This is a genomic window from Roseobacter cerffii, assembly GCF_054226325.1.
In genome coordinates, this window is record NZ_CM135757.1 from 2,280,953 (window position 1) to 2,305,671 (window position 24,719).

The 24,719-nt window shown below is 62.1% G+C and carries 20 protein-coding genes; 10 read left to right on the plus strand and 10 right to left on the minus strand.

The features are described from left to right. Position 1: 1 nt before the first annotated feature. Positions 2-1,417 (plus strand): nitrogen assimilation response regulator NtrX, encoded by a 1,416-nt coding sequence (ntrX, locus tag ACVC7O_RS11050; RefSeq protein WP_458322190.1) that lies wholly within the window; start codon positions 2-4, stop codon positions 1,415-1,417. 1 nt (position 1,418) lies between these two features. Here the strand turns inward: ntrX and ACVC7O_RS11055 are convergent, their stop codons facing one another. Continuing rightward, complete coding sequence (locus ACVC7O_RS11055) at positions 1,419-2,438, minus strand: nuclear transport factor 2 family protein (RefSeq protein ID WP_458326079.1); 1,020 nt, start codon at positions 2,436-2,438, stop codon at positions 1,419-1,421. Positions 2,439-2,498: 60 nt separating this feature from the next. Then, a complete protein-coding gene (locus tag ACVC7O_RS11060; protein ID WP_458322191.1) occupies positions 2,499-2,981 on the minus strand; it encodes a hypothetical protein in 483 nt (160 codons plus the stop codon). Between the two features lie 104 nt (positions 2,982-3,085). Here ACVC7O_RS11060 and trkA point away from each other — a divergent pair, with 104 nt between their 5' ends. The 4 genes from trkA (at position 3,086) to hflX (ending at position 7,685) form a co-directional block, all read left to right on the plus strand. Further along, entirely contained in the window at positions 3,086-4,462 is a 1,377-nt protein-coding gene (trkA, locus tag ACVC7O_RS11065) for a Trk system potassium transporter TrkA (protein WP_458322192.1), read from the plus strand. Between the two features lie 54 nt (positions 4,463-4,516). Beyond that, entirely contained in the window at positions 4,517-6,019 is a 1,503-nt protein-coding gene (locus ACVC7O_RS11070; RefSeq protein ID WP_458322193.1) for a TrkH family potassium uptake protein, read from the plus strand. A gap of 131 nt (positions 6,020-6,150) precedes the next feature. After that, a complete protein-coding gene (hfq, locus tag ACVC7O_RS11075; RefSeq protein ID WP_007119530.1) occupies positions 6,151-6,390 on the plus strand; it encodes an RNA chaperone Hfq in 240 nt (79 codons plus the stop codon). Then, positions 6,387-7,685 (plus strand): GTPase HflX, encoded by a 1,299-nt coding sequence (gene hflX, locus ACVC7O_RS11080; protein WP_458322194.1) that lies wholly within the window; start codon positions 6,387-6,389, stop codon positions 7,683-7,685. The genes hfq and hflX overlap by 4 nt, the downstream gene beginning before the upstream one ends. A 29-nt stretch (positions 7,686-7,714) precedes the next feature. Here hflX and ACVC7O_RS11085 read toward each other — a convergent pair whose 3' ends face one another. Together ACVC7O_RS11085 and ACVC7O_RS11090 are read right to left on the minus strand one after the other, a co-directional pair. Further along, the gene (locus tag ACVC7O_RS11085; protein WP_458322195.1) at positions 7,715-8,278 is read right to left on the minus strand and encodes a pseudouridine synthase; all 564 of its coding nucleotides are present in this window, start codon (positions 8,276-8,278) and stop codon (positions 7,715-7,717) included. 4 nt (positions 8,279-8,282) lie between these two features. Continuing rightward, positions 8,283-10,748 (minus strand): penicillin acylase family protein, encoded by a 2,466-nt coding sequence (locus ACVC7O_RS11090; RefSeq protein WP_458322196.1) that lies wholly within the window; start codon positions 10,746-10,748, stop codon positions 8,283-8,285. Between the two features lie 103 nt (positions 10,749-10,851). On the opposite strand from ACVC7O_RS11090, the gene ACVC7O_RS11095 reads away from it, so the two are divergent. Then, positions 10,852-11,721 carry an NAD(P)-dependent oxidoreductase gene (locus ACVC7O_RS11095; RefSeq protein WP_458322197.1) on the plus strand — a complete coding sequence of 290 codons (870 nt, stop codon included), beginning with the start codon at positions 10,852-10,854 and terminating at the stop codon, positions 11,719-11,721. A gap of 45 nt (positions 11,722-11,766) precedes the next feature. Here ACVC7O_RS11095 and ACVC7O_RS11100 read toward each other — a convergent pair whose 3' ends face one another. Together ACVC7O_RS11100 and hemB are read right to left on the minus strand one after the other, a co-directional pair. Next, entirely contained in the window at positions 11,767-12,333 is a 567-nt protein-coding gene (locus ACVC7O_RS11100; protein WP_458322198.1) for a lipid-binding SYLF domain-containing protein, read from the minus strand. Between the two features lie 106 nt (positions 12,334-12,439). Further along, a complete protein-coding gene (hemB, locus tag ACVC7O_RS11105) occupies positions 12,440-13,444 on the minus strand; it encodes a porphobilinogen synthase (protein ID WP_458322199.1) in 1,005 nt (334 codons plus the stop codon). Positions 13,445-13,564: 120 nt separating this feature from the next. Between hemB and ACVC7O_RS11110 the strand changes: the two genes are divergently transcribed. Both ACVC7O_RS11110 and mfd read left to right on the plus strand, forming a co-directional pair. After that, a complete protein-coding gene (locus ACVC7O_RS11110; protein ID WP_458322200.1) occupies positions 13,565-14,092 on the plus strand; it encodes a component of SufBCD complex in 528 nt (175 codons plus the stop codon). Between the two features lie 33 nt (positions 14,093-14,125). After that, complete coding sequence (gene mfd, locus ACVC7O_RS11115; protein ID WP_458322201.1) at positions 14,126-17,590, plus strand: transcription-repair coupling factor; 3,465 nt, start codon at positions 14,126-14,128, stop codon at positions 17,588-17,590. Here the strand turns inward: mfd and ACVC7O_RS11120 are convergent, their stop codons facing one another. From ACVC7O_RS11120 to ACVC7O_RS11130, 3 genes are all read right to left on the minus strand, one after another. Beyond that, positions 17,591-18,751 (minus strand): multidrug effflux MFS transporter, encoded by a 1,161-nt coding sequence (locus tag ACVC7O_RS11120; protein ID WP_458326080.1) that lies wholly within the window; start codon positions 18,749-18,751, stop codon positions 17,591-17,593. Positions 18,752-18,910: 159 nt separating this feature from the next. Then, on the minus strand, positions 18,911-19,570 hold the full coding sequence (locus tag ACVC7O_RS11125; protein WP_458322202.1) for a DsbA family oxidoreductase: 660 nt from the start codon (positions 19,568-19,570) through the stop codon (positions 18,911-18,913). Further along, a complete protein-coding gene (locus ACVC7O_RS11130) occupies positions 19,567-21,081 on the minus strand; it encodes a class I adenylate-forming enzyme family protein (protein ID WP_458322203.1) in 1,515 nt (504 codons plus the stop codon). The genes ACVC7O_RS11125 and ACVC7O_RS11130 overlap by 4 nt, the downstream gene beginning before the upstream one ends. Before the next feature lie 64 nt (positions 21,082-21,145). Between ACVC7O_RS11130 and ACVC7O_RS11135 the strand changes: the two genes are divergently transcribed. Next, a complete protein-coding gene (locus ACVC7O_RS11135; protein ID WP_458322204.1) occupies positions 21,146-21,769 on the plus strand; it encodes a helix-turn-helix domain-containing protein in 624 nt (207 codons plus the stop codon). A 6-nt stretch (positions 21,770-21,775) separates the two neighbouring features. Here ACVC7O_RS11135 and ACVC7O_RS11140 read toward each other — a convergent pair whose 3' ends face one another. Then, complete coding sequence (locus tag ACVC7O_RS11140; protein ID WP_458322205.1) at positions 21,776-23,491, minus strand: extracellular solute-binding protein; 1,716 nt, start codon at positions 23,489-23,491, stop codon at positions 21,776-21,778. 440 nt (positions 23,492-23,931) lie between these two features. On the opposite strand from ACVC7O_RS11140, the gene ACVC7O_RS11145 reads away from it, so the two are divergent. Then, a complete protein-coding gene (locus ACVC7O_RS11145) occupies positions 23,932-24,717 on the plus strand; it encodes a 3-hydroxybutyrate dehydrogenase (protein WP_458322206.1) in 786 nt (261 codons plus the stop codon). Positions 24,718-24,719 lie beyond the last annotated feature (2 nt).

Below are 24,719 nucleotides of genomic sequence, written 5' to 3' on the forward strand. Positions count from 1 at the left end.
CATGAGCGATATTCTCATTGTTGATGACGAGCGCGATATCCGTGAATTGATCTCGGATATTCTGCAGGACGAAGGCTTTGCCACCCGGCTTGCCGGCAACTCGGACGATGCAATGGCGGCCATCAATGCCGAGGCGCCTGCGCTCATCGTGCTGGACATCTGGCTGAAGGACAGCCGCATGGATGGGATTGATATCCTCAAGACCGTCAAACGCGACAACCCGGATGTGCCTGTGGTGATCATTTCCGGTCATGGCAACATCGAGATCGCCGTCGCCGCGATCAAGCAGGGCGCTTATGATTTCATCGAGAAGCCCTTCAACATCGACCAGCTTCTGGTGGTGATCCGCCGCGCGATGGAGACCTCGCGGTTACGTCGCGAAAACCAGAGCCTGCGCCGCCGCGATGTGACCAAATCCGAAATGATCGGCAATTCCGCCGCGTTCCGGTCTCTCGTAAGCCAGCTCGACAAGGTCACCAAATCGAATGGGCGCGTGATGCTGACGGGGCCTGCAGGCTGCGGCAAGGAGGTCGCCGCGCGCTACGTTCACGCCAATTCCAACCGCGCCTCGGCCCCCTTTGTGACTGTCAACTGCGCGGGGGTCGCGCCCGAACGCATGGAAGAGGTGCTCTTTGGCCGCGAAACGCCGGAGCGCGGCGTCGAACCGGGCCTGCTCGAAGAGGCGCATGGGGGCGTGATCTATTTCGATGAGGTGGCCGACATGCCCGTTGGCACCCAGTCAAAAATCCTCCGCGTGCTGGTCGACCAGCAATTCCAGCGTGTTGGCGGCAACGACAAGGTGCGTGTTGATCTGAGGGTCATCTCCTCGACCAACCGCGATCTCCAGCAGGCGATCCTCGCGGGTACGTTCCGCGAAGAGCTCTATCACCGTCTCAATGTCGTGCCGATTGCCGTGCCCTCGCTGGAAGAGCGGCGCGAGGACATTCCCGCGCTGGCCGAGCATTTCATCGGCGAGATGAATGCGAGCCAGGGCCTGCCACAGCGCAATCTGAGTGAAGATGCCGAGGCGCTGATGCAAACAATGGTCTGGCCTGGCAACGTGCGCCAGTTGAAGAACCTTGTGGAACGGGTGCTGATCCTCGGCGACGAGACCGGGCCGATTCAAGCGCGTGAACTGCCCGGCTCCGACGACAGCGGGGGCGATGAAAACCGCGTGGTGTTGTCCGGGGCGTTAGCGACGCTGGCGCTGCGCGAGGCGCGTGAAGCCTTTGAGCGGGAGTATTTGCTGACCCAGATCAACCGGTTCGGCGGCAATATCTCGCGCACGGCAACCTTTGTCGGCATGGAACGCTCGGCCCTGCACCGCAAGCTGAAGTCGCTGGGCGTCGTCACCTCCGCCAAATCCGGCGCGCGCGTAGCGCATGTGGACGAGGTCGAAACAGACGCCGCCGAGTAGCTTAGCCCGCAATCTCCGCCAGCACATCGACCCCCTGCATCTTCAGAAAGTGCAGCATGTCGATGAACACCCAGTTCTCTGCCAGCTTGTCGCCCGCGCGCCGATAGATATCGACCACGCGCATGTCGGCCCGCGCGTCATTCACAGGCACGCCCATGAAGCCGCCCGTGTTCGTGAGCGTGAGATTCGGCCAGCCGAAGAACCCACCATAGGTGCCTTCCGCCATACGGCAGAGGTGCCCATTGAAGGCGCGTCCGGACAGACCGCGCCGGAATGGTCCCTGGTGCTGCTCGATGTAGCGGTCGATGGTATAGCTCGCGCCGATCCCAGCGGGCCCCCACCAGATCATGTCATCCGCCCAATCCTGGGCAAGCTCTTGCGGCGGCGGCAGCGGCACCGGTGAGGCATTGGCCTTTGTGATCGACCCGATCATGTGATTGATCCGTGAGAGGGTTTTGGCGCTCTCGACCGGATCCTGCGGCGCGCGCAAAAGGCCGTCGTGCGTCATGGGGCCGGGTTGCACCAGGTGCTGGCCGGTCTGCGCCGCCGGCAGCGGATTGAGCCCGGCTTGCAGCATCAGGTGCAGGAGATCGACAAACAGCGCACTCTGCGTGATCTGGCCGCCTTCGACCTTGTTGAATTCCGCATAGCGTAGAAAGGTCATCTTCTGGGTCGCGGGAATGCTTAGGAACGGCGCGTCGAAGAGCCCCATGAGATGACCCATCGAGCAGGTCCAGCGGCTCTCGAACCCATCGATTTCATTGAGGCCCGCAAAGAAGATGTCTTCGCGCCGCTGAACCCGTGTGAAGGCGGTGAGAAACGGTGCCCAGAAGGTTGCGGCAATGGCTACGGGGCCTGTCTGTTCGTGGAAAGGATGCATGCCGTACCACGAACACCCTGTCGCCATCCGCTCAGACAGGATTCCTGCGACGGTCTCGGGCGTGGCGCTGACAAGGGCGGCATAGTGATCCTGTACCAATCGCTTGGCGGGCTGCAGGTCGGGCGCGGAGAGACTCGGCATGTTCATAGGGGCAAGCAGTAGAAAGCGTGCCGCCTGACTTCCAGTCCAAATGCGACGCGTCTAGCCCGCCTGGGTCACAATTTGCCAACTGCCATCCTGATATCGGATCGCACAGCTGCGCGGGTTCAAGCGGGGCAGCACCGCAGTGCTGGCTTGTGGAACAGCGCGAAAGACGCTGTTGGGGCAATTGGGTATGGTCACGGGCGTGTAGCCTTCATTCGCCATACATTGCGTTTCGGCCCGGTCACGCAGATCGGCGTTCACATCGACGGTGTAGATGCGCCCGGCCTCGAAATAGCCACCGCGCGTGTAGCAATGCCCATCCGCGTCACAGTAGCGTCGCGCGGGGATGTAGACAGGAGGCTCCTGCCGGATCTGATTGTTCACCGGGACATCGGCCAGTGCCGAGATTTCACACGACAGCAAATCCGACTGCATGCGCGACACCGGCGCGCCCTCGCGGTGATAGATCGACAGAGGCGCGCAGGACGTCAGCACCAAGAGCGCAGCAGACAAAACAGAGCAAGAACGCACACCAAACATGAGGCCATCCTGCCGCCAAATCGGACAAAGGACAATTGAATTGACCCCTCTGAGGCCATCTGCCATTCAGAAACTCGCGAAATGGCTCGAAGGACCTCTGGCGCATGAAAGTGATTATCTGTGGCGCAGGACAGGTCGGCTGGCAGATCGCCCGCCATCTGTCGGGCGAACGCAATGATGTCACCGTCGTCGACAACAATCCCGATCTTGTGCGCCGCGCCACCGACACGCTGGATGTTCAGGGCATCGCAGGCTTTGCGAGCTACCCCGATGTGCTGGAGCGGGCAGGGGCCCGGGACGCAGAGATGGTGATTGCCGCGACCTACTCTGACGAGGTCAATATGGTCACCTGCCAGGTGGCCCATTCGGTGTTCGGGATCAACCGCAAGATCGCCCGGTTGCGCAGCCAGTCTTATCTCGATGCGATCTATTCCGACCTCTACCGCCGCGATCACATGCCGATCGACGTGGTGATCAGCCCGGAAAAGGAGGTGGCTGCCGCCGCCTTGCAACGGCTGTCGGCGCCCGCCGCCTTCGACACCGAGATTTTCATGAACGGACAGGCGCATCTGATGGGGATCACCATCGAGGAAGAATGCCCGGTTGTGAACACCCCTCTGCGCCAGCTGACTGATCTGTTTTCGACCTTGCGGGCCACGGTGGTTGGCGTGCGACGTGAGGGCAGCCTCTTTGCCCCCGAGGCCAAGGACCAGCTTTTCGTCGGCGATGACTGCTATGTCTTCACCCACGTGGATGATATTCCGCGCACCTTGGAGATTTTCGGCAAGAAGGTTGCAAAGCAGGAGCGCGTGGTCCTCGTGGGTGGTGGCAATGTGGGCCTCGCCGTCGCGCAAACCCTCGAGGCCCGCGCCAAGCGGGTGCGTGCGAAGGTGATCGAGAAGAGCCGGATCTGCGCCGAGCGCGCCGCCGAAGCGCTGGAGCGGACCATCGTGCTCAACGGCGACGGGCTCGACGCGGGGCTGCTGGCTGAGGCGGGGATCTCCCGGGCCGATGCGATGCTTGCGATCACCGATGACGACAAGACCAACATGCTGGCCTGCGTGCGCGCCAAGGCCGAAGGCTGCCCCTATACCATCGCGCTGATCAACGACCCGACGTTGGTGCCGCTGATGACCCCGCTGGGCATCGACGCATACATCAACCCGCGCGCCACCACGGTGAGCTCGATCCTGCGGCACATCCGGCATGGGCGGGTGCGCGCGGTCTACTCCATCGGCGATGCAGAGGCCGAGGTGATCGAGGCCGAGGTGATGTCAACATCGCCGCTGGCCGGAAAACGCATCAACGAGATCGATTTCCCGGAAGGCGTACTCGTGGGGGCGGTGCGGAAAGGCGATGAGGTCATTCGCCCGCTCGGCACCACGCGGATCGATGAAGGTGATGTGGTTGCGATCTTTGCGCTGGCCGGGGATGTGCCGGAGGTGGAGCGGCTGATGCAGGTCTCCATCGACTTCTTCTAGGCGATGGCGCGCGCGCCCCAGATCGTCAAGCGCCGCAGCGCGTGGGAACAGCTCATGGACTTGCCGCTGTTTCTGCTGATCTTCGGGCTGGCCTCGGTCGCGATGCTGGTGCCAGCTGTGCACGGTGGTGCGGTACGCAACATCGACACCGCCCGGATGTTCTTCTATAGCGGGATCATGGGCCTGACGCTCTTTTCGCTGATTGCCATTGCGATGGCTGGGCGGCGGCCCAAGCACGGCGCGCTTGGCACCTTGATGTCACTGTTTTCCACCTTTGTCTTTCTGCCCGCCTTCCTCGCAATTCCCTTCTTTGAAGGCCTTGGCACCACGACTTTTGTGAATGCTTACATGGAGATGGTAAGCGCCGTCACCACAACCGGTGCAACGCTTTTCGTCGATCCGGACCGGCTCGACACCAGCCTGCATCTCTGGCGCGCACAGGTCGGCTGGATGGGCGGGGCCGTCATGTGGATTGCAGCGTCGGCGATCCTGGCGCCGCTCAATCTCGGCGGGTTCGAGGTGACCGCTCAGGCCGAGCCCGGGCAGCGCGAGGCGCTCTCCAGCCTGATCGGGCGCGCCGATCCGCGCGAACGGCTGTTGCGGGTGTCGGCAGCCCTCCTGCCGATCTACATCGGGCTCACGCTGCTCCTTTGGGTTCTGCTGATGATCAGCGGCGACGCCTCGCTTGTTGCGCTCTGTCACGCGATGGCCGTGATGGCGACCTCCGGCATCTCGCCGGTCGGCGGTATTGAATTCAGCGGGTCGGGCATCACCGGGGAGGCGCTTGCGCTGCTCTTCATGTTCTTCGCCCTGTCGCGCCTTACGTTTTCCTCTGACACGATCACCGCCACGCAGGGCGGTCTGCGCACCGACCCGGAATTTCGCCTCGGGCTGGTTCTGATCATTGGCGTTCCGGTGATCCTCTTTGCCCGCCATTGGCTGGGCGCCTTCGATGTGGCTGCGGAAGACGATCTGACACAGGCCGCACATGCGCTCTGGGGGTCGGTGTTCACGGTGATGTCCTTTCTCACGACGACCGGGTTTGCCAGCGAGTACTGGGCCCAAACGCAGGCCTGGTCAGGCCTTGAGACGCCCGGGCTCATCCTGATGGGGCTCGCGTTGATCGGCGGTGGCGTGGCGACCACCGCGGGCGGGGTCAAGTTGCTCCGGGTCTTTGCCCTTTACCTCAACGGCTTGCGCGAAATGGAGCGGCTGGTACATCCCTCATCGGTCAGCGGCGCGGGTACAGACGCGCGGCGCTTGCAGCGCAACGGCGCCTTCATTGCGTGGATTTTCTTCATGCTCTTCGCGCTGACGCTGGCGGCCCTTACGATCCTGCTCGCCCTTCTCGGGGTGTCTTTTGAGAACGCCTTGGTGCTCAGCATCGCCGGTCTTTCGACCACGGGTCCGCTCATCACAATGGCCGCCGACACGCCGATCCTGCTGACCGAACTCAGCACCGGCGCCAAGGCGGTCTTCTGCGCCGCGATGGTGCTGGGCCGCCTTGAAACACTTGCCATTATTGCGCTTTTGACACCCGATTTGTGGCGAAGCTGAGGGGGCCCAATTATTAGGTCCGTAACGGACTGTTTTTTGGGGTGGAATCTCCCGGTCGGGCACTTCATAATTGCGTGACGAGGGGCGGGCTCGGTCTGCGGGCTCCGGCAAGAAAAAAGGCGAGTGCTAAAATGGCGTCGGACAGACAGAACCTTCAGGACGCGTTCCTGAACCATGTTCGCAAGACGAAAGTTCCTGTGACAATCTTCCTGATCAACGGTGTGAAGCTGCAAGGCGTTATCACCTGGTTCGACAATTTCTGTGTGCTTCTGCGTCGGGATGGTCAGTCCCAGCTTGTGTACAAGCACGCGATTTCCACCATCATGCCGAGCCAACCGATCAGCCTGTATGAGGGCGAAGACGCTTCTTGAGCAAAGCGCCGTTTCAAGTAGAGAACAACGACGCGAGCCGGGTCACCCGGGCTTGGGTCCTGCACCCCGACATCAAATCTGAACCGAACCGTCGTCTCGCCGATCATGGGTTGGCCGAGGCCATTTCACTTGCCCGCGCATTGCCTGAACTTGAGGTCGTGGGCGGCGAGGTGGTCCCGCTGAAGTCGGTGCGCGCGGGGATGCTCTTTGGCAGCGGCAAGATCGACGCGCTGCACACCGCCCTGGAAGACAATGAGATCGAGCTGGTGTTGATCGACGGCCCCGTGAGCCCCGTGCAGCAGCGCAACCTCGAAAAAGCCTGGGGCGTGAAGCTGCTCGACCGCACGGGGCTCATCCTCGAAATCTTCAGTGACCGTGCGGCGACCCGCGAAGGGGTGCTGCAGGTCGAGATGGCGGCACTCAGCTACCAGCGCACTCGCCTAGTGCGGGCCTGGACCCACCTTGAACGCCAGCGGGGCGGTCTGGGGTTCGTCGGCGGACCTGGCGAGACCCAGATCGAGGCAGACAGGCGCGCCATTGACGAACAACTCGTCCGCCTGCGCCGACAGCTCGACAAGGTGGTCAAAACCCGCGCGCTCCACCGCGCCGCGCGCGCCAAGGTCCCGTATCCGATTGTGGCGCTCGTGGGCTATACGAACGCCGGAAAATCGACGCTATTCAACCGGCTGACCGGGGCCGAGGTGATGGCGAAGGACATGCTCTTCGCCACGCTCGACCCGACGATGCGCCGCGTCGAGTTGCCGGACGGTCCGGAGGTGATCCTGTCGGATACGGTGGGCTTTATCTCTGATCTGCCGACCGAGCTGGTCGCGGCCTTCCGTGCCACGCTCGAAGAGGTTCTGGCGGCGGATGTCATCTGCCACGTGCGCGACATCTCCCATCCCGAAACGGAAGAGCAAGCGCAGGATGTGCGCGACATCATGAGTTCGCTGGGTGTCGAAGACGACCGCCCAAGTTTCGAGGTCTGGAACAAGCTCGATCTTCTGGCACAAGATGCACGTGATGCGGTGCAGGTTCGCGCGGATCGGGACGACCATGTCTTTGCCATCTCAGCGCTCACAGGCGACGGAACCGAGGCGCTGCTCGCTGCGATCACAACGCAACTGCAAGGGTCTAAACAGGAAAAGCAGCTGCACCTGGATTTTTCAGACGGGAAGAAACGTGCCTGGCTCTTTGATCACGAGCTGGTCGAGGCGGAACGGCAGACGGACAGCGGGTTTGACCTGACGGTCCGCTGGACCGCGCAACAAGAGGCCCAGTTCGAGCGGCTTTGATCCCCTGCGCACTGACAGGTGCGGTGGGCCTATGGGCCACCCTCCGTCGCGTAGCGCCAGGCGCCTGGCGTCAGATCATTCAGCGCCCAATGACCGACCTGCACCCGTATGAGCCGCAGACAGGGCAACCCCACATGCGCCGTCATGCGCCGCACTTGCCGATTGCGTCCTTCGCGGATCGTCACGCGCAGCCAGGCATCGGGCACAGTCTTGCGAAACCGAACCGGTGGATCGCGCGGCCAGAGCGGGTCTGGCGGATCAATCTGCGCCACTTCGGCGGGTCGCGTCGGTCCGTCCTTTAGCGTCACACCTCTACGCAACTGGTCAAGGGCGGCAGGTTGCGGCGTGCCCTCCACTTGTACCAGATATGTCTTGGCCATCTTGTGTCTCGGGTTGGCGATGCGCGCCTGCAGTTTGCCGTCATCGGTCAAGACAAGCAGTCCCTCACTGTCCTTGTCGAGCCGCCCTGCTGGGTAGACCCCCGGCACCTCGATATAGCGGGATAGGGTCGGGCGTGCGGAGCCCGCCGTGCCTTTATCCGTGAACTGCGACAGCACCCCAAAGGGCTTGTGAAACAGGATGACCCGCGTCATCAGCTCATGGACGCGGGCGCAGGATCGTCACACCCACGGCCGCGGCCCGGGCCAAGCCCTCATCCAGCGACATCGGAATATATTCGCCGCGCCGCCAGAGCTGTGCCAGATCGTCGTAGTGCCGCGACAGGAAATGCCCCGATTGGCCCGTCGAGGTCACGAAGACCGAACTGTCCGGGTCCGCAAAGTCATAGACGCCGCGATAGGCCGCCCCATGGGTGTTGTGGAACGGGTTGGGCCCGGTGCCCCGGGTCAGACCCCGTTGCAGCGTGTTGTCACCGCCGTTAGTCGACTGGCGAATGTTGACGAAGAACCGCAGGAGCGGCACCTCGCCCAGCACGGCGTGATCGTGCGTTGCCTGATGCGCGTCCCCCCAGCGCAGGGTTTCCAGCGCCGGTCCCCAAGTCTCCTCGATCCAGATCAGCGCATCATCGAGCGCCAGCCGTGCCATGTCGGCGCAGGTCTCGACCGGTGCGGATTGGATCACGTCACACCAGACCGACGCGCCGTCGATATCGCGGAACGCCCGCTCGATGAAGAGCGGCTCCACATGGGTCATCTCGCTCGCCAGCGGGCCCAGCTCATCACGGATCATCCGCTCCTGCAGCCGCCGCAGCCAGGCTGCATAGATCAGCGGTTCAGGCATGTGTTCGTTCATTTCACCCGACCAGCCAGCCAGCAGGGTCAGCGCGCGCTGGCGCTGGCGGAGAGGCGTGCCCTCCGGTGCCGCTTCGCCGGTGAACCAGAGCTCTGCGCCGATCAGAGGCAGCAACGAGCGCGCCGTGAAACTGACCGTGTCCAACTGCGCCTCGATGAAACTGTCCCGCGTGTGGACCTCACGCGCCTGCATCAGCCGCTGCCAACGCTGCACGCGCTGGGTGTCGCCCCAGTCGAAAGACACATGATTGGGGAAGGGGCGATCAACGGTCTTGTTGTTCGTATTGCCCAGAATGCCGCCATTGGGCGCGACGAACTCAGGGTTCGAGGCGTAGGGCAGGCGGCCCTGCCAGCGGTTGGTCTCGATCCAGCCTGGACTGGGCAGGCGGCCCTGACTTTGATGCTTGGCGTCACGCCGGGGCATCGCGCCGATCATCTTCATCGCGATCTGTTCGCGATCCACCAACATGAGGTTCATCGCGGGCGCCAGATAGTCTTCCCCCGCTGCAATCGCCTCGCCAACGGATTGAGCCCGCATCAGCCGCAAGGCCGCGCCCATCGACGTGTCATTTCGGCTCAGCACTGTCCAGGCGAGCGAAGCCACATGGCCCGGCGGGGTGATGGTCCCCAGGTTGTAATGTGTTGCGGGCAGGACGGGGCCGTTGTCCGTCCAGCGCAGGGTGATGGTGATCGGGGTCTCGTCCTTGATGTTGATGATCGAGCCGCGGGTCTCGAACGCCTTGAAGCCATCCGGCGTTCTGTATTCTTCCAGATTGTCGGGGTTCAGCTCCTCGATATAGACATCCTGATCGTCCATATAGGCGTAGGTCAGCCCCCAGCCGAGGCTGTCGCTGCGCCCGCTCAGCACCAGTGGCATGCCGGGAATGGTCCCGCCGATCACACCGCCTGACTGCAGTTCGAGTCGTGCCAGATACCAGATCGCGGGCGCCGTGAACTCCAGATGCGGGTCATTGGCCAGCAGGGTGCCCCCCGAGGCCGAGCGCGAGGGGGCGGCCGCCCAGGCGTTTGAAGCCCCCGCGAAGATGCGCCGTTTGAAGGGCGACAGGGGGTTCGGCGGCGGCATCGTGCTTTCCGCAAAACGCGGGGCGCCTGGCACCAATTGTGCGTATTCCGGTAACGCGGCGACGCCACTTCCCGGCGCATCGGGCAGAATGTCGGAGAGCCGTTGCGCATCGTCCAGCGCCAGTGACATCCGGGCGCGCAGGACCTCCTCGTCAAGATGCCCCGCCAGCTGCAACCCCATCAGTTTGATGATCGCCAGCGAATCCGCTGGACGCCAGGCCGAGACCGGTGCGTTGAAAAGGAACATTTCAGGGGCGCCTCGGCCAAGGGCGCTTTCGTTGATCTCGTCCAGCCGCGCATTCACACCCGTCGCATAGGCGCGCAGGAACTGCATCGTCTGCTCATCCTGCGCGTCGACGGAGGCGACGGCGCGCGTATAGATGTCGAGCCGCCGGATCAGCTTGTCTATGTTGACGGTCGCTGCGCCAAAGACCTCTGACAAGCGCCCCTGTGCGGTCCGCCGCAGCATCGTCATCTGCCAGAGGCGGTCCTGCGCATGGGCGTATCCCAGCGCGTAAAAGACATCTTGATCACTCTCGCCGAAGATGTGCGGAACGTTCGCATTGTCGCGCACGATCTCGACCTCGGCTGTCAGATAAGGGAGCTCCAGCGTCTTGTCATAGTCGGGCAGGGATCGCGAGGCGAGGTAGTAAACCAGGCTTACGCCCAGCACGACCAGAACCACAGCCGTGGCCGTCAACCGCATTAACCATTTGAAGACCAACGCCATACCTGCCTCTCGCTTATGCCGCGCCGCTTTGTTGACCCCTGCGCCCTGACTGTTAGGTAGGAGGGCAACGTAAAGCAACACGGAAAAAGAGAAGGACAATCATATGGCCAAGCTGGCATTTTTGGGGTTGGGCGTCATGGGAGGCCCGATGGCCGGACATCTGCAGAAAGCGGGCCATGATGTGACTGTCTACAATCGCACGGCGGCCAAGGCGGAGGATTGGGTCAGCAACAATGGCGGCGCGATGGCGACCACCCCGCGCGAGGCCTCCAAGGGTGCAGATTTCGTCATGGCCTGTGTTGGCAATGACGACGATCTGCGATCGGTTTGCCTTGGCCCCGATGGTGCCTTTGCCGGGATGGTGTCCGGTGCGGTCTTTGTTGATCACACAACCGTCTCCGCTGCTGTGACGCGCGAGCTCTATGCCGCGGCCAATGAAAAACAGGTGAGCTTTGTGGATGCGCCGATTTCAGGCGGGCAGGCGGGGGCCGAGAATGCGGCGCTCTCGATCATGTGCGGCGGCGACGAAGGCGCATATGACCGTGCGCTGCCGGTGATGGAGGTCTATTCCAAGATCTGCCGCCGTATTGGCGAAAGTGGCGCGGGCCAGATGACCAAAATGTGCAACCAGATCGCGATTGCCGGACTGGTGCAGGGGCTCAGCGAAGCGCTGCACTTTGCCGACAAGGCTGGCCTCGACGGGCGCGCGGTTGTTGAAGTCATCAGCCAGGGCGCTGCAGGCAGCTGGCAAATGAGCAACCGCTACGAGACGATGTTGGAAGATCACTTCGATCACGGGTTCGCCACCGACTGGATGCGCAAGGACCTGGGGATTTGTCTCTCAACTGCAAATGAAACCGGCGCCAGCCTGCCGGTGACCGCACTGGTCGATCAGTTCTATAAGGACGTGCAAAAGATGGGCGGCGGGCGCTGGGACACCTCGAGCCTCTTTAAGCGCCTGCAAGCGCTCTGAGCTGCACCGAACGGAAAGCCCCGCATCGCAGCGGGGCTTCTTGGCTCAAGGAATGATGCGATTGTACTTCGTGCCCTGCAAGGTGGCGCCGATCAACAGCCCGGCCCGCCCGAACACAGCGGCCTGAACCGGAGAGAGCGCCGTTGTCGTATCGGCTTTCACGCCGTCCCCCTGATCCGAGATCACGTACTCCACATCGCCGCCCACGGCCCATCCGGGCGAGCGGCGGAAGTTGGTCAAGGCCTCATCCGTCAGGAAGAACAGCACGTGAGTGTACTGCTGGGCGCCGATCTGCAAACCGCCAGACAACTGCGTGCTCGAATAGTAGTCCACGGTCGCGTCGTTGACCCGCAGCGCACCGCGCCCATAGGCGCCACCAAACCCGAACCCGGCTTCGGTGATCAACGGCATCACCAGGATTCCGCTGGATTTGTCACCAAGGTTCACTGTGTTGGGATAGCGCCTATACATCTCTTCAAGTGTCGCATCGACCCGCGCATCGATATTCGCAGCACCCCGCGATCCGATGCCATTGCCGCAGGCCGCGGTCACGGTGACACCTGCAAGCGCGCCAAGGGTGAACCCCCTGCGAGAAACTCTGGAATTTTTCATCTTATCCGCCTGTACTCTGTTGCTCATGTGCCGGTTTGCCCGACTTATGCGCGAACATACGCCGATCAGCGCGCGCTGTCACTCAAAAGCTCCGTGACTGCGCGGCTTATCGCTGTGCGTTCAGCACCCGCGCGGCAGCGGGCGCAAAGTACGTCAGGATGCCGTCACAGCCCGCGCGTTTGAACGCCATGAGGCTTTCCATCATGACCTTTTCGCCATCGATCCAACCATGTTCCGCAGCGGCCTGGATCATGCTGAACTCCCCCGAAACCTGATAGGCATAAGTGGGCGCACCAAAGGCGTCCTTCACACGGCGACAGATGTCGAGATAGGGCAGGCCGGGCTTGACCATCACCATGTCAGCCCCTTCGCTCAGATCCCGCTCGATCAGGCGCAGCGCTTCATCAGAGTTGCCGGGATCCATCTGGTAGGTCTTCTTGTCGCCGGTCAATGCGCCCGACGCGCCGACCGCATCGCGGAACGGGCCGTAAAAGGCCGAGGCATACTTGGCAGAGTAACTCAAGATCATCACGTTCTGATGGCCTGCCGCCTCCAAGGCGCTGCGCATCGCCCCGATGCGCCCATCCATCATGTCCGACGGCCCAATGATATCAGCGCCCGCATCAGCCTGTGCCAGCGTCATTTTGACCAGCGCTTCGACCGTGCGGTCATTCACGATCTCGCCGTCTTCGACAAACCCGTCGTGGCCATTGATGTTGTAGGTGTCGAGTGCCACGTCTGTCATCACGGCAATTTCCGGGACGGCCTTCTTGATCGCCCGGATCGCCCGGTTCGCATGGTTCTCGGGGTCCCAGGCGCCTGAACAGTCTTCGGTCCGCTCCTCGATGCCGGTGTAGGGGAAGATGCAGATGGCCGGAATGCCAAGGTCTGCGGCTTCACGTGCGGCGCCGACAATCTTGTCGACCGAGCGGCGGTAGACACCGGGCATGGACGGGATCGGCTCTTCAATGCCTTCCCCCGCACGCACGAAGACCGGCCAGATGAAGTCATCCACGCTCAGGCTGTTTTGCCGGGTCAACGCCCGGATTGCAGGGCTTTGCCTGGCCCGACGCAGGCGGGTGGACGGAAACGGGCTTTGAGTGGGGCGCATGAGATCTGTCCAGTTTCTGTGACACCCCTTCAGTGCCACTAATTTTTAATCAAGCCAAGGGTAGGAATTGCCGGCAAGCCTCGCTAAGAGGATCAAAACAAGCAACAAAAGCCAGCCCCCTTGGATTTCTACCAGAACGTCTTTGAACTCATCGACATGCGGTCGTTTTCGAACCTGTGGTTCTGGATCGCATTGGCCGTCTTGTGGTCAACGGCGAGCCACTGGGTGCTGGGTGTGCCTTATGACATGGTGCTGCGCGCGCGGCGACATGGCGGACAGGCCGAGCAGGACCTTGAAGACATGGTGCGGATCAACACCAACCGGTTGTTGTTCATCGCCAATGTCTCGGGACTCTGGCTTTTGGGCATTGGATGCTTCTTTCTGACGGCACTGGGAGTTCTGGGCTTTTTCTATCGCGTCGAGATAGCCCAGGCGTTGTTTCTGCTCGGGTTGCCGATGTCCATTGTCGGGCTGCTGTCGCTTTCGACGGCCCGTCTGATCCACCAGGAGGCGGCGACGGGCGAGATGCTGCAACGGCGGCTGAGCCGTCATCGCCTCTATGTGCAGATCACGGGCATGATCTCGATTTTCGTGACCGCCCTGTGGGGTATGTACCAAAACTTCACCATCGGGCCGCTGGCCGGTTGACAGCCGCCGCGTAAGGCCCAATTGAAGCAGCCCATGGCCGATCCGTCCCATATCACTGTCTCCGGCGTGCCCGAGGGGTACGACGCCCGCGTGCTGCTGAAGGAACTGGACGCGCAGGAGGCGCCGATCCTGCATGTGGCGCGGGATGACAAACGGCTGGCGGCCCTGCGGGCTGCGCTGCGGTTTTTCGCGCCGGAAATGCCTGTGATCACCTTTCCCGGCTGGGACTGTCTGCCTTACGACCGCGTGTCTCCCAACGCCGATATCTCGGCGCAGCGCATGGCGACGCTGGCAGGGCTGGTGCATGGGATGCCGCGCAAGTTCATCCTGCTGACCACGCTGAACGCCGCGACACAGCGCATTCCGGCGCGGTCCACCTTGACGGAAGCTGCCTTTTCCGCGCGGGTGGGCGACCGCGTCGACGAAGCAGCTCTGCGCAACTTCCTCGTGCGCATGGGCTTTGCACAAAGCCCGACGGTCACGGAACCGGGCGACTATGCCATTCGCGGCGGGATCATCGACATTTTCCCACCGGGTGATCTGGGGCCGATCCGGCTCGACTTTTTCGGTGATGTTCTGGACGGCGCGCGGCGCTTTGACGCCGCCACGCAGCGGACCACCGAAAAGCTCGATCTGGTTGAGCTTGCGCCCGTCTCGGAGGTCATTCTCGATGAGGCCGCGATCCGCCGGTTCCGCCAGACCTATCGGATCGAATTTGGCGCCGCAGGTACGGACGATCCGCTCTATGAGGCTGTCAGCGCCGGGCGCAAGCATCAGGGAGCCGAGCATTGGCTACCGTTCTTTCACGAGCACCTCGAGACGCTGTTTGATTATCTGCCGGGTGCCATCGTCACGCTAGACGACCAGGTCACGCCGGCCAGGCTGGCGCGGTGGGAGAGCATCGCTGATCAATACGAAACGCGCCGCCTTGCCATGGCCAGCCGCTCGAAGATGGACAGCGTCTACAAGCCCAGTGCGCCTGAGGCGCTCTATCTGGACGATGACGCCTGGAATGCTGGTGTTGCCGGGCGCCGGGTCTTGCAGCTGGCCGCTCTGCCACAGCCCACAGGCCCCTCTGTCATCGACGCAGGCGCGCGCATCGGGCGCAATTTCGCGCCCGAGCGCCAACAGGAATCACTCAGCCTTTTCGGGGCTTTGGCAGAACATGTGAAGGTAAAACTCGCAGATGGGCCCGTCCTTATTGCCAGCTATTCCGAAGGCGCACGCGAACGCCTGACCGGTCTGATCGAGGACGAGGGCTTGGCTGAGGCCATTCCGGTCCCGGATGCGACACGCATCGGCAAACGCGGCCTGCACCTTGCGGTCTGGGCGCTCGAACACGGCTTCGAGGCTCCTGGCCTGACGGTCGTCTCGGAACAGGATGTGTTGGGCGACCGGCTGATCCGACGTCCGAAGCGCAAGCGCCGCGCCGAGAATTTCCTGACTGAAACGCAATCGCTTAGTCCCGGCGATCTGATCGTGCATGTGGATCACGGCATCGGACGCTACAAGGGGCTTGAAGTGGTGACGGCCGCAGGGGCCGCCCATGAGTGCATCCTTCTGGAATACGCGGAAGGGTCCAAGCTGTATCTGCCGGTTGAGAACATCGAACTGCTGTCAAAATACGGCCATGAAGAGGGGCTGCTCGACCGTTTGGGCGGCGGTGCCTGGCAGGCCAAGAAGGCGCGGCTCAAAGAGCGCATCCGCGAGATGGCCGACAAGCTCATCCGCGTGGCCGCCGAACGCGCGCTCCGCAAAGCGCCGGTGTTGGAGCCGCCACCCGGCATGTGGGACGCTTTCGCCGCACGGTTTCCCTATCAGGAAACGGACGACCAACTGCGCGCGATTGAGGATGTCATCGGCGATCTGACCTCGGGCAACCCGATGGACAGGCTGGTCTGCGGCGACGTGGGCTTTGGCAAAACCGAAGTGGCGATGCGCGCGGCCTTTGTGGCAGCCATGTCCGGCGTGCAGGTCGCCGTGATCGCGCCGACGACATTGTTGGCGCGCCAGCACTACAAGAGCTTTGCCGAGCGGTTCCGTGGCTTTCCGATCAACGTGCGCCAACTGAGCCGGTTTGTATCGACCAAGGAGGCTAACGCCACCCGCGAGGGTATGGCGCGCGGCACGGTGGACATCGTTATCGGCACGCACGCGCTGTTGGCGAAGGGCATTCGCTTCCAGAACCTCGGGTTACTGGTGATCGACGAAGAGCAGCATTTTGGCGTGACACACAAAGAGCGGCTGAAGCAGCTGCGCAGCGACATTCACGTACTGACCCTGACGGCCACACCCATCCCCCGCACGCTGCAGCTGAGCCTCACCGGCGTGCGCGATCTCAGCATTATCGGTACGCCACCCGTCGACCGTTTGGCGATCCGTACATATGTGAGCGAGTTCGACACGGTGACGCTGCGCGAGGCCCTTCTGCGCGAACACTATCGCGGTGGGCAATCCTTCTACGTGGTGCCGCGCATCTCCGATCTGCCAGAGATCGAAGAGTTCCTGAAAGACCAATTACCGGAGATCACCTATGTGGTGGCCCATGGGCAAATGGCCGCGGGCGAGCTCGATGACCGGATGAACGCCTTCTATGATGGCAAGTATGACGTGCTCCTGGCCACTACGATTGTTGAATCCGGGCTCGATATCCCGACGGCGAATACGATGGTCGTGCACCGGGCGGATATGTTCGGGCTTGCGCAGCTCTACCAAATCCGGGGGCGGGTGGGGCGCTCCAAGACGCGCGCTTACGCCTATCTGACTACCAAACCGCGCGCCAAGCTGACCGACACCGCGGAAAAGCGCCTGCGCGTGCTCTCCAGTCTCGACACATTGGGCGCGGGGTTCACGCTGGCGAGCCAGGACCTCGACATTCGGGGCGCAGGCAACCTGCTGGGCGAAGAGCAGTCGGGCCAGATGCGCGATGTGGGGTTTGAGCTCTACCAATCGATGCTCGAAGAGGCGATTGCCAAGATCCGCGCAGGAGAAATGGAAGGGCTCAGCGAGGCAGACGACCAATGGGCGCCGCAGATCAACCTCGGGGTGCCGGTGCTGATCCCCGAAGACTATGTGCCTGATCTGGATGTGCGGCTTGGGCTCTATCGTCGGCTGAGCAGTTTGACCACCAAAGTGGAGCTTGAAGGCTTCGCCGCAGAGCTGATCGACAGGTTCGGCAAGCTGCCGAAGGAGGTAAACACCCTTATGCTGGTCGTCCGCATCAAGGCGATGTGCAAGAAGGCTGGGATCGCCAAGCTTGACGGTGGGCCGAAAGGTGCAACCATCCAGTTCCACAATGACAAATTCGCCTCGCCGCAGGGCTTGGTGGAGTTCATCCAGGATCAGCGGGGGCTTGCGAAGGTGAAGGACAACAAGATCGTCGTGCGCCGCGACTGGAAAGCCGACAATGACAAGATCAAGGGCGCCTTTGCCATTGCCCGCGATCTGGCCGAGAAGGTGGTTGCCGCTAAGAAGGCCAAGCGCGCCAAGGCGGGCTGATCACTCCGCGGGCAGGCGCGCCTCAACGCGCCCCATGTAGCGCATGACGATGAAGGCGAGGAACGCCATCACGAAGACCGCGCCCACCAAAGGCCGGATCGTCCCGTCAAAGAGCAGGCCGATGGGTGAAGCAATTGCAGCGGCCAGAACGGTGGAAACCGCACCGATCACGCTTGCCGCCATACCGGCGATATGGCCCATCGGTTCCATCGCGATGGCGTTGAGATTCCCGATGGTCAGGCCGGCCTGGAAAAACACATACGCCTGCCAGACTGCGAAAATGGCAAAGGTGGTCATCCCGTCTGTGCCATTGTGGATGAGAACGGTGAGCGACAGCACGATCTGCACCGCCAGCGCCATCGTGATCAGCCGCCGCATGCCCAACCTGACGACCAGCATCGCGTTCAGAAAGCTGGCAATGGCTGAGACCAGCGCAATGCCTCCGAACCAGAAGTGGAAGGTATCCAGCTTGTCATAGATCTGCTCGTAGACCGGCTGGATCATCATGAGGACTGTGAACAGGATCGACATGCAGAGCGTTTGCACGATGATCGACAGCCGCACGATGGGATGTGCAAACATCTCACCGACCGCGTTCATCATCAGCCGGGGCCGCAGCGGGCGCCGGTTTTCCTTTGCAAGCGTTTCTGGCAGGCGCAGCCCGAGCCAGAGGACGGAGATGAGCGAAAAGACAATGAAGGCCGCAAAGATGCCGCGCCAACCGCCAGTCGAGATAATCACGTAGCCAAGCGTTGGCGCGACACCCGGTACCAGCGTGAAGATCATCATGACAATCGAGACGATCTTGGCCATCTCGCGACCAGAGTAGAGATCACGGATCACGGCGATGGAGACCACGCGTGGGCCCGCTGCGCCAATGCCCTGCAAGATCCGCGCGGCGATGACCACTTCGAAAGAGGAACTGGCCCAGGCGATGCCGGAGGCTGTGATGTAAAGCGCGGCTCCGCAGATCATCACGGTCCGTCGTCCCAATGCGTCCGACAGCGGGCCGGTGAAGAATGTGCCGAGCCCCATGCCAAGCACAAAGGCAGTCATGATCAGCGGCGCTCGCGTGGGCTCGTTTGGGGTCAATTCGCGCGCGATATCGGGCAGCGCGGGCAGCATCGCGTCAATGGAAAAGGCGATGGTGGCAAACATCATTGCCATCAGTGCAATAAACTCAACTCGCCCCATGACAGGCTGCGATGCTGATTGCGACACGCGATATACTCCCCACCCGCAGCTCCAACTGGGGCACGCCGCGGTCTATGCTGGTGTAACCCACAGTTGTACCGCGGACAACGTCACAAATTCACACATTTAGGAGTGCGCGGCTGCAGACCGGTTCGCCGTCAATTCGCTGATCACTTTTGCCCAAAGTTCAGGCGGTTGCGCCCCGGGAACAGCGTGTTGGCCCGCAACGATGAAGGTCGGAACGGAGGTCACGCCCATGCTGCGCGAATGGGCGTCCCGCGCCCGGATATCATCCGTATCTGCGTCAGATTTCAAGAGTTTACGCACGACCGCTGCATCCATCTCAATACCGTCAGCGATGTCCGCCAGCACATCGTGATCGCCAATGTCGCGCGCCTCGACAAAATACGCCTCAAAGAGCGCTGCCACCGCAGCGGTCTGGCGCCCTTCAATGCCCGCCCAATGGATCAGCCGATGCGCGTCGAGGGTGTTCGGCGTGCGCTGCATGCCTTCGAAATCGATCTTGAGACCCGCCGCCTCGGCATGTTCGACAACCGGCGCGTAGGCCCGCACAGCGCCCTCCTTACCGCCAAACTTTCCTTCCAGATACGCGCGTCGGTCCATGCCGTCGCGCGGCATCTCGGGGTTCAGTTGAAACGGATGCCATTCGATCTGGAAGGGGTGGCCCGGGTGCTCGGCCAGCGCTTTGTCGAGGTGGGTCTTGCCGATGTAGCACCAAGGGCAAATCGGATCGGACATGATATCCAGCTTGATTGCGTCAGTCATACCTGTCCTTCGAACCTCGCTTGCAGCACGCGCCGCAGAATTTTGCCATTGGCGCCGACGGGCAGCTCGGGCAGATGAACGTAAAGGCGCGGCTGTTTGTAGCGCGCCAGCTTGTCCTTCACATATGAGCGCAACGCGGCGTCGTCCAGTGCAGCAGGCCCGGTGTAGAAGGCCGCGATCACGCGGACATCCTCCTTCAGCGGCACATCGGTCACAGCGACACCGGCAATCCCGGGCGCCTGGGCAAGCACGGATTCGACCTCAATGGGTGAGACACGGACACCACCCGCATTCATCATGTCATCGTTGCGACCGAGATAGGTGATCTGCCCCTCGGCATCCATCGTCGCCTGATCGCCCGTCAGAAACCAGTCGCCCTGCATCCGCGCGGCGGTTTCAGCCTCGGCGTTCAGATAGCCCAGCATCAACCCCGGATCGGACCTGTGCACCGCGATTGTGCCCTCCGTGCCAATAGGCACCGGCCCATCCGGCCCGAGCAGCGCGATGCGGCGCCCTCGCTGCGGTCGACCTATTGTGCCATGCGCAGCAAGGCGATCTGGCGCGCCGGAGATGAAAGTGGAACACTCTGACATGCCAAAGGCCTCGAAAACCTCTGTTCCAGTTGCTGCCCGCCAGCGCTCAGCGAGATGAGTTGAGAGCTTCTCTCCTGCACTCAGCCCGTGCCGCAGCGCGGGGCAGGGGTGTGTCGGCTCCGACTTCAACACCTGCCGGTAGACACCGGGAGACGCGGCAAAGATCGTTGCATCGTGTGCTGCCAGGCGTTTGGGCAAGTCTTCTGCTGACGTACCCGGCGTTGGGATCAAGGCGGTCGCGCCAATGGTCCACGGGTCCATCAACCCGGTCCCGAGCGTATAGGTCCAGTTGAAGGCACCCGCATGCAGGACGCGGTCATCGGGCCGCAGCCCGTACCAGCCTTCAAACATCATGCGTCGGGCCCAGATCGCGCGGTGGGCATGAGCCACAGCACGCGGCCCACCCGACGTGCCGGACGTGAAAATGATATAGCCAAGGCGGTTCGGGTCTCCCATGTCATAGGCCGCTTGCGGCAGGTCCCGAAATCCACGCAATGTCTGGACATCGATGGTCTGGTCGTGCGGCGCCGTGGCCACCGCCGGGTCGCGCAACACGGCCTGCGGAGCGATGTCCTGCAGGATCTGCGCAGTCTCGCGTTCGGTCAGAGCCGCTGACGTCGGCACGGGCACCAGGTCAACCGCAAGCGCGCCAAGATAGGCCAGAGGAAAGTCAACCGTATTGCCGAGGCGCATCACCACCTTGTCGCCGGGTTTCAGACCCTGCGAAAGCAACCCCGTTCCCGTCCCGCGCACAGCCCGTTCAAGCGCGTCATAGGTCCACTGCTCGGCGCCGTTTTCGCCCACGACCAGAAGCGCGTCCTTGTCCGGCGTACGCCGCCCGGCGGCTAGCACATAGGCGGCCATGTTGAAGGGTGCGGGGCAGGGATCAGGCGGCCCTTCATCGAAAACGGAGATCATGCGCGGGTGCTAGCCCGCGGCCCGGCGCGTTGCAAGCCTGCGCGCTTGGGCTTATAGCTTTGCAATGACCAGTGCAGACCCCAAGACCCTGATCAAGATCGCGCGCGAGAGCGGCAGCTCCGAAGCGGGCGCCCCGGTTGACCTCGGCCAACGCGTGCGCGAGCTGCGCAAGGCGCGCGACTGGACTCTGGAACAGGCCGCCAGCCAAGCCGGGCTCGCCCGCTCGACGCTGAGCAAGATCGAGAACGGGCAGATGTCGCCCACCTATGACGCGCTCAAGAAGCTGGCGGTGGGACTCGAGATTTCGGTCCCACAACTCTTTACACCACCGCGCGCGGGTCAGGTGAACGGGCGCATGGCCGTCACCAAGTCAGGGCAGGGCACGGCCCAGGCTACGGTGACCTATGAGCACGAGTTGCTCGCCGAAACCCTGACCAAGAAGCAGATGCTGCCCTATCGTGCCAGGGTGCGCGCCCGGAAGATGGAAGAATTCGATGGATGGGTGCGCCATGACGGCGAAGAATTCCTCTATGTGCTGACCGGCGTGATCCGGCTCTACACAGAGTTCTACGAGCCAGTCGAGATGCGCCGGGGCGACAGTGCTTATTACGACGCGACCATGGGCCACAACGTGGTGTCGGTCAGCGAGGAAGACGCCAACATCCTCTGGGTCACCTCCCTGGTCTGACGCGCGTCACGAGGGCTCGTACCACCAGACCTGCGGCATGTATTCCGGCCCGTCGCCATAGATCGGCAAGGTGTCAGGGAACTTCATCTCCTTGACGTGCGCGATGCGCCCATTGGTGAATTGCCAGAACGGGATCACATAGCGCCCGGCGGTCAGCACCCGGTCGAGCGCGCGTACCGCAGCAGAGAAGTCATCTTCGCTTTTGGCCGACAACATCGCGTCGATCATCCCGTCGACTGAGGCCGACTGAACGCCCATCAGGTTGCGTGAACCCGGTTGATCGGCGGCCTCCGACCCCCAGTAGAACCGCTGTTCATTGCCTGGCGAAAGCGACACGGCCCGGCGAAAGGCGGTCATATCGAAATCAAATGCGGTCTCGCGCTCGGTGTATTGCGCGCTGTCGGTCGTCTCGACACGCACATCAATGCCAAGGCGCTTCAAAGCGCCCAGGTAGAGATCGGCGATGGCCAGCTCCTCGGTGCTGTTCTGCTCCAGCAGGATGGTGAACCGCAGCGGCGCGCCGTCGGCATTGCGCATCACACCGTCTTGCGGCGCCCATCCTGCCTCCTCAAGCAGCTTCATCGCCGCGCGGATGCCCTTGCGGTTGCGCAGCGATCCATCGGTCACGGGCAGGGCATAGCCTTCTAGCGTGTCCGGCGGCAGGTCGTCCGCGTAGGGGGCCAGCAGGGCTGTGACCTGTTCGTTTGCGGGCCCGGGCTGCATCGCGAGGCTGGAATTCGAGAAATACGAGGTGATGCGCGGCTGCGCGCCGCCGGTCAGCGTATCGTTGATGTATTCGAAGTTGAACGCCTGGATCATCGCCTCGCGGACGCGCCAATCGTCAAAGGGCGGCTTGCGCGTGTTCATGACGAAGCCGGTCATGCCCGACGGCTTTTGATGCGGCAATTCAGATTTCACCACATCACCCCGCGCCACCGCGGGGAAATCATATTGCGTCTGCCACTTCTCGGCGTTGAACTCGCGCAGCGCCGAGATGTCGCCCGCCTTGAAGGCCTCGAAAAGCACGGAGGTGTCGCCATAGAAATCCAGCTTCACCTCGTCGAAGTTGAAGGTGCCGCGGCGAAAGGGCAGATCGGCGCCCCAATACTCCGGATTGCGGGTCAGCTGGACGAAGCGCCCCGCTTCATAGCCCGACACCACGTAAGGGCCGGTACCCAGAGGGACATCGGCCAAACCAGCGTTTGCAAAATCACGACCCTCCCACTGCGCGCGACTTAGGATCGGACGCATACCGGCCAGCAGCGCCAATTCGCGATTGTCGGTGTTGAAATCGATCCGCAGCGAACGTGGTCCGGTCTGGGTGATGCTGTCGATCTGCTGCGCCAGACCGAGATAGCGGGGGTGCCCTTCGGTGCCCAGAAGCTCATAGCTGAAGATGACATCGTCAACCGTCACTGGCGTGCCATCGGAAAAGCGCGCCTCCTCGCGGAGCGTAAAGGCGACCCAGGATCGGTCCTCCGGCACCTCCACCGATTCGGCCAGAAGGCCATAGAGCGTGAAGGGTTCGTCCCACGAGCGGCCCATCAAGCTCTCATGGGTTAGAAACCGCAACTGCCACGGTACAGTGCCCTTGCGGATGAAAGGATTGAGGCTGTCAAACCCGCCCGAGTTGCCCAGCGTGATGCTGCCGCCCTTCGGCGCATTGGGGTTCACATAAGGCAGAGACACAAAATCGGGTGGAAGTGCCGGGGTGCCATACATAGATATCCCATGCGTCGGCTCCGCAACCGCGCCGTGCGACCAGAGAATCGCTAGCGGAACCGCCAGAAACCGCGAAAGCGGGCGGAAAAAAACAATACCCATTTCGGAGACAATCTCCTGCTGCCCTTGTTTTGTTGGAGCTAAGACTACTGAGGTATTTACGTCTTATCAAACTTTTAGCTTGGCCTGCGGCGCGAGATTGCTTATAAACAAGTCACTGCTCGATAGGTTTCTTGCCTGTATGAAACCTGCCTCAATAACTTAACGCCTGCCTCGTGCAGGCGTTTTTTTTGCCCAAGCGGATCTTCGCGAATTTCAGCACTGAGTTGTAGGCGCAGCGCGCAATCTCAACCCTTGGGGTGAAAGGCGTTTCCTTTGCAGTCGCAGCAAGGCATGATGTGTGCAATGCAGCAATTTGCGTCACTGGGAAGGATCTTCACATGGCATTCGAGATTTCACTGGCCGGCAAAACGGCCGTCATTACCGGATCGAATTCGGGCATTGGCCTGGGCATCGCGTGGGAGCTGGCCAAGGCCGGCGCAGATGTGGTGTTGAACTCATTCACCGATACCGACGAAGACCACGCCATTGCGAAGGAGATATCGGAAAAGACGGGAACCAAGGCCCGCTACATCCAGGCGGACATGTCGAAGGGCGACCAGTGCCGCCGCCTGGTCGAGGACGCGGGCGCCTGCGACATCCTGGTGAACAACGCAGGGATCCAGCACGTCGCCGGGATCCCCGAGTTTCCAGTGGAAAAGTGGGATGCGATCATCGCGATCAACCTCAGCTCGGCCTTTCACGCAACCGCGGTGGCGCTGCCAATGATGCGGGACGCGGGCTGGGGCAGGGTGGTCAATATTGCCTCAGCGCACGGGCTGACCGCATCGCCTTACAAGTCGGCTTACATTGCCGCCAAGCACGGTATCGTGGGGCTCACCAAGACCACAGCGCTCGAGACCGCAAAAGAACCGATTACAGCGAACGCCATCTGCCCTGGCTATGTCCTGACCCCCATCGTCGAGAAGCAGATCCCCGATACGATGAAGGAATACGATATGAGCCGCGAGGAGGTGATCGAGAACGTGATGCTGACACGGCAACCGTCCAAAGAGTTCGCAACCGTCGAGCAGATGGGGGGCACGGCGACCTTCCTCTGCTCCGATGCAGCGGCGCAGATCACCGGGACCACGATCAGCGTCGATGGCGGCTGGACCGCACTCTAAAG

Bases quoted from the DNA above. Each gene is read 5' to 3' on its own strand.
- ntrX (WP_458322190.1), top strand. From the start codon at position 2: ATGAGCGATATTCTCATTGTTGATGACGAGCGCGATATCCGTGAATTG.
- ACVC7O_RS11055 (WP_458326079.1), bottom strand. From the start codon at position 2,438: ATGCCGAGTCTCTCCGCGCCCGACCTGCAGCCCGCCAAGCGATTGGTA.
- ACVC7O_RS11060 (WP_458322191.1), bottom strand. From the start codon at position 2,981: ATGTTTGGTGTGCGTTCTTGCTCTGTTTTGTCTGCTGCGCTCTTGGTG.
- trkA (WP_458322192.1), top strand. From the start codon at position 3,086: ATGAAAGTGATTATCTGTGGCGCAGGACAGGTCGGCTGGCAGATCGCC.
- ACVC7O_RS11070 (WP_458322193.1), top strand. From the start codon at position 4,517: ATGGACTTGCCGCTGTTTCTGCTGATCTTCGGGCTGGCCTCGGTCGCG.
- hfq (WP_007119530.1), top strand. From the start codon at position 6,151: ATGGCGTCGGACAGACAGAACCTTCAGGACGCGTTCCTGAACCATGTT.
- ACVC7O_RS11085 (WP_458322195.1), bottom strand. From the start codon at position 8,278: ATGACGCGGGTCATCCTGTTTCACAAGCCCTTTGGGGTGCTGTCGCAG.
- ACVC7O_RS11090 (WP_458322196.1), bottom strand. From the start codon at position 10,748: ATGGCGTTGGTCTTCAAATGGTTAATGCGGTTGACGGCCACGGCTGTG.
- ACVC7O_RS11095 (WP_458322197.1), top strand. From the start codon at position 10,852: ATGGCCAAGCTGGCATTTTTGGGGTTGGGCGTCATGGGAGGCCCGATG.
- ACVC7O_RS11100 (WP_458322198.1), bottom strand. From the start codon at position 12,333: ATGAAAAATTCCAGAGTTTCTCGCAGGGGGTTCACCCTTGGCGCGCTT.
- hemB (WP_458322199.1), bottom strand. From the start codon at position 13,444: ATGCGCCCCACTCAAAGCCCGTTTCCGTCCACCCGCCTGCGTCGGGCC.
- mfd (WP_458322201.1), top strand. From the start codon at position 14,126: ATGGCCGATCCGTCCCATATCACTGTCTCCGGCGTGCCCGAGGGGTAC.
- ACVC7O_RS11120 (WP_458326080.1), bottom strand. From the start codon at position 18,751: ATGATGTTTGCCACCATCGCCTTTTCCATTGACGCGATGCTGCCCGCG.
- ACVC7O_RS11125 (WP_458322202.1), bottom strand. From the start codon at position 19,570: ATGACTGACGCAATCAAGCTGGATATCATGTCCGATCCGATTTGCCCT.
- ACVC7O_RS11130 (WP_458322203.1), bottom strand. From the start codon at position 21,081: ATGATCTCCGTTTTCGATGAAGGGCCGCCTGATCCCTGCCCCGCACCC.
- ACVC7O_RS11135 (WP_458322204.1), top strand. From the start codon at position 21,146: ATGACCAGTGCAGACCCCAAGACCCTGATCAAGATCGCGCGCGAGAGC.
- ACVC7O_RS11140 (WP_458322205.1), bottom strand. From the start codon at position 23,491: ATGTATGGCACCCCGGCACTTCCACCCGATTTTGTGTCTCTGCCTTAT.
- ACVC7O_RS11145 (WP_458322206.1), top strand. From the start codon at position 23,932: ATGGCATTCGAGATTTCACTGGCCGGCAAAACGGCCGTCATTACCGGA.